General features: G+C 75.5%; 4 protein-coding genes. 1 reads left to right on the forward strand and 3 read right to left on the reverse strand.

All coding sequences use genetic code 11. The features are described 5' to 3' along the window. Positions 1-223: DUF4031 domain-containing protein (locus DKT69_RS35245; protein WP_109805703.1), on the reverse strand; the 223-nt coding region annotated here is incomplete at its 3' end. A 65-nt stretch (positions 224-288) separates the two neighbouring features. Here DKT69_RS35245 and DKT69_RS35250 point away from each other — a divergent pair. Then, entirely contained in the window at positions 289-1689 is a 1401-nt protein-coding gene (locus DKT69_RS35250; RefSeq protein ID WP_109805700.1) for an FAD-binding oxidoreductase, read from the forward strand. A 69-nt stretch (positions 1690-1758) separates the two neighbouring features. Here DKT69_RS35250 and DKT69_RS35255 read toward each other — a convergent pair whose 3' ends face one another. Together DKT69_RS35255 and DKT69_RS35260 are read right to left on the reverse strand one after the other, a co-directional pair. Further along, positions 1759-2229 (reverse strand): hypothetical protein, encoded by a 471-nt coding sequence (locus tag DKT69_RS35255; protein ID WP_236648602.1) that lies wholly within the window; start codon positions 2227-2229, stop codon positions 1759-1761. A gap of 138 nt (positions 2230-2367) precedes the next feature. After that, positions 2368-4185, reverse strand: a complete 1818-nt coding sequence (locus tag DKT69_RS35260) for a glycerol-3-phosphate dehydrogenase/oxidase (RefSeq protein WP_109805702.1) — start codon at positions 4183-4185, stop codon at positions 2368-2370. Positions 4186-4327 lie beyond the last annotated feature (142 nt).

Consider the following 4327-nt stretch of genomic DNA (forward strand, 5'->3'; position numbering starts at 1 on the left):
CCTGGCCGAGCTGACCGGCTGCACGATCACCGACCTGGGCGCCGAGCCAGACGGCCACGGGGAAGCGTTCGGCGGGGATGTCGTAGTGGTCCCGGTCGAAGCCACGGCGGGGCGCGCCAAGCGCCTCGGCGAAGGCGTGCAGCTCGGCGTAGGAGACGTCGCTGATCAGGTGCGACCAGAGCCGGCCCCGCCAGGGCACGGCCGGCCGGTCCAGATACAGCATGCCGGCCAATCTAGCGCGCGGTCGCCCGGTTGATGATCACCTGGCGACGACCTAGCCTTCCCCGCATGGCCGGTTCCCCCCTCCTCGACGACCTGCGGGCCGCGCTCGGCGACGCCGCCGTGCTGACCGACCCGGACCTGCTCCGGATGCACGAGCGGGACGAGGCCGACCTGTGCGCCGCCGGCACCCCGCTCGTGGTCACCCGGCCGCGCAGCACCGAGGAGGTCGTCGCGGTGGTCCGGGCGGCCGCCCGGCACGGCGTACCGGTGGTCCCGCAGGGGGCCCGGACCGGGCTGGCCGGCGCGGCGAACGCGGTCGACGGCGCGGTGGTGCTGAGCACCGTGGCGATGGACCGGATCCTGGAGATCGACCCGGTGAGCCGGATCGCCGTGGTCCAGCCCGGCGTGGTCAACGCGGCGCTGGCCGGAGCGGTGGCGAAGCACGGCCTCTGGTACCCGCCCGACCCCGGCTCCTGGGAGTCGTCCACCATCGGCGGCAACGTCGCCACCAACGCGGGCGGCATGTGCTGCGTCAAGTACGGCGTGACCACCGAGTACGTGCTCGGCCTGACGGTGGTGCTCGCCTCCGGCGAGGTGCTGCGCACCGGCCGGCGTACCGCCAAGGGGGTCGCCGGGTACGACCTGACGCGGCTCTTCGTCGGCTCCGAGGGCACCCTCGGGGTGATCACCGAGATCACCGTCTCGCTGCGGCCCGCCCCGGCGAAGTCGCTGACCCTGGTCGCCGTCTTCGGGTCGACCGCGGCCGCCGGGACGGCAGTGGCCGGGATCGCCGAGCGGGGGCTGAGCCCGAGCCTGCTGGAACTGCTCGACCGGGTCCACCTGGCGGCCATCGAGGCGTACCGGCCGATGGGGTTGCGCACCGACGCGCAGGCGCTGCTGCTGGCCGCCGTGGACACCGGCTCCCGGGCCGCTGAGGACCTGGCCCGGATCGCCGAGGTCTGTGAGGCGGCCGGCGCCGACGAGGTCTGGACGGCCACCGACGCGGTGGAGGCGGCGGCCCTGCTCCAGGCCCGCCGGCTGGCCCACCCGGCGATGGAGCGGTACGCCGCGGAGGCCTTCCCCGGCGGCAACGGCGGGCTGGTGATCGACGACGTGGCGGTGCCGCGCGGCGCGCTCGCGGCGCTGCTGGACGGGGTGGCCCGGATCGCCGAGGAGTGTGCCGTGCCGATCGGCGTGGTGGGCCACGCGGGCGACGGCAACATGCACCCGAACATCGTGGTCGACCGGGCCGACCCGGCCAGCGTCGAGCGCGGCCGGCGGGCCTTCGACGAGATCATGCGGCTGGGTCTGGCGCTGGGCGGCACCTGCACCGGGGAGCACGGCGTGGGGCTGCTCAAGCGGGACTGGCTGGCCCGGGAGATCGGCCCGGTCGGGATCCGGGTGCACCAGGCGATCAAGGCGGCGCTGGACCCGGAGGGGCTCTTCAACCCCGGCAAGGTGCTCTGACCGGTCCGCACCGGCGGGTGGCCGGACCCGACCCGGTCGGGGGCCCGGATCGGGCGGTCGGGACCGTGGTCAGCCGCGGACCTCGGCCGGCGTCGCCTGGGTGAGCAGCAGCAGGATCTCGCCGGCGACCGGTGGCCGTTCCTCACCCGGGCAGTCCTGCGAGGTGATGGTCAGGCCCGGCGGGATGAGCAGGGTGGAGGTCAGCGCGTCGATGCAGGCCAGCTTGTACTGGCGGGCCTCGTCCGTCTCCTTCGCCAGGGCGGGGTCGGCGAGCATCCGCTGCAACCGCTGCACCTGGTCGGGGGCGAGCTCCCCGGTCGAGTTCACCCCGTCGCCGGCGCAGTCCTGACAGGCCCACCGGCCGTTCGGCTCCACCTCCAGGGAGCGGACCGGGCCGTCCGCGCCGAGCTTCTGCACCAGCGAGACCCGGCGTGTCCCGGTGGGGGCGGAGGCCTCCCCGCTCGGCGGTGCGGACCCGCGCGGCGGCGCCGTGGACCCCTCGGCCCGGTCGAACACCGAGCAACCGGTCAGGGCGAACACCAGCAGAACACCGGCCGAAAATAGGAGGACGCGCGACCTTGATGGGCGAACCACGCACGGCAACCTACCCCACCGTAGGTTGCGCCGGTACCCGCCGACCGGCCGAGCGATGAGCCCGACCGGGGCCCCGGCGGATCGCTACCGGGGGGACGACGGAAGTTCGACGGCGTCGCCGTCGACACCCCGGTCCGCCGCGAACCCCCGGACGTCGGGTGCGCCGAGCCGGGCCGCGTCCGCCGCCACGTCGTCCGGCATCAGCTGCGACTGGCGCTCCGCCTCCACCCGCGCCCGGTAGTGCGCCACCTCGCGGGCCCGGGTCGCCTCGTCCCAGCCGAGCACCGCGCCCATCAGCTCCGCGGCGTGCTCGGCCGAGTCCAGGCCGCGGTGGCTGGTCTCGAAGGAGATCCGGGTACGCCGGGTCAGCACGTCCTCCAGGTGCAGCGCCCCCTCGGCCCGGGCCGCGTACGTCACCTCGGCGGCCAGGTACTCCGGGGCGCCGGCCAGCGGGGAGCCCTGCAACGGGTCCGCGTCGATCAGGGCGAGCAGGTCGCGGGTGAGCGTGCCGTACCGCTCCAGCAGGTGTTCGACCACCCCGACCGGGACTCCGTGCCGGCGGGCCAGGTCGGCCCGGTCCCGCCACGTCGCCGCGTACCCGTCCGCGCCGAGCAGCGGCAGGTCGGCGGTGCGCGACGGCCGGGTCCAGCCCAGCCGGTGGACCGCCCGGTCGACCACGTCCGAGGCCATCACCCGGTACGTCGTGTACTTGCCGCCGGCGACCAGCAGCAGCCCCAGCATCGGCTCCACCACCGCGTGCTCCCGGGACAGCTTGGAGGTGGAGTCCGCCTCGCCGGCCAGCAGCGGGCGCAGCCCGGCGTACACGCCCTCGATGTCGTCGGTGGTCAACGGCCGGTCGAGCACCATGTTGACCTGCTCCAGCAGGTAGTCGATGTCCCTGGCGGTGGCCGCCGGGTGGGACCGGTCCAGCCGCCAGTCGGTGTCGGTGGTGCCGATGATCCAGTGGCCGCCCCACGGGATGACGAAGAGCACGCTGGTGGCGGTGCGCAGGATCAACCCGGTCTCGCCGGTGATCGCCGAGCGGGGCACCACCAGGTGGACGCCCTTGGAGGCCCGGACCCGCACCCCGGGGCGCAGCCCGACGTCGTTGAGCATCCGGGACATGTCGTCGCTCCACACGCCGGTGGCGGCGATGACCGTGCGGGCGCGTACCTCGAACTCGGCGTCGGGTGAGCCGGCGGGCGCCTCCAGGTCGCGGACCCGGACCCCGGTGACCTCGCGGGCCTGGCGGATCAGGCCGACGGCCCGGGTGCTGGTCACCACGGACGCGCCCAGGCTGGCCGCGGTGCGCGCCAGCGTCACCACCAGCCGGGCGTCGTCGACCTGCCCGTCGTAGTAGCGGATCGCCCCGGCCAGGGCGTCGGCGCGGAGGCTGGGGAAGATCCGGCGGGCGCCCTCGCGGGTCAGGTGGCGGTGCAGCGGCATGCCGCGCCCGCCGCCGAAGACGCCGGCGAACGCGTCGTACGCGGCCACGCCGGCCCCGTAGTAGGACCGCCGGAAGAAGCGGCCGGGCAGGTCGCGCAGTCCCCGCCCGGCGGGCAGCGGGACCAGGAACGGCACCGGGCGCACCAGGTGCGGCGCGAGCCGGGTGGCGAGCAGCCCCCGCTCGGTCAGCGCCTCGTGGACCAGGTGGAACTCGAGCTGCTCCAGGTAGCGCAGGCCGCCGTGGATGAGCTTGCTGGACCGGCTGGAGGTGCCGGCGGCGTAGTCCCGCGCCTCGACCAGCGCCACCTTGAGGCCGCGGGAGGCGGCGTCGAGCGCGGCACCCGCGCCGGTCACGCCGCCGCCGATGACCAGCACGTCGAACCGCTCGGCGCGGAGTCGGCGCAGGTCGTCGGCGCGGCGGGTGACGGAGAGCTGGCCGGCCGCGGATCGGGACACATTGGGGTCGCGCACCTGTCCACGGTAACCGTCCCGGCCTCGCGGCGGCACGCGCCGGGCGGCCGTACCGTGATCGGCATGGAGATCGGTCCCCGCCCGCCCGCCGGTCCGCCCGGCGCGTGCCGCCGCGAGGCCGGGACGG

The sequence above is a fragment of the Micromonospora sicca genome, assembly GCF_003172935.1.
Classification (GTDB): Bacteria; Actinomycetota; Actinomycetes; order Mycobacteriales; family Micromonosporaceae; genus Micromonospora; species Micromonospora sicca.

Bases quoted from the DNA above. Each gene is read 5' to 3' on its own strand.
- DKT69_RS35250 (WP_109805700.1), top strand. From the start codon at position 289: ATGGCCGGTTCCCCCCTCCTCGACGACCTGCGGGCCGCGCTCGGCGAC.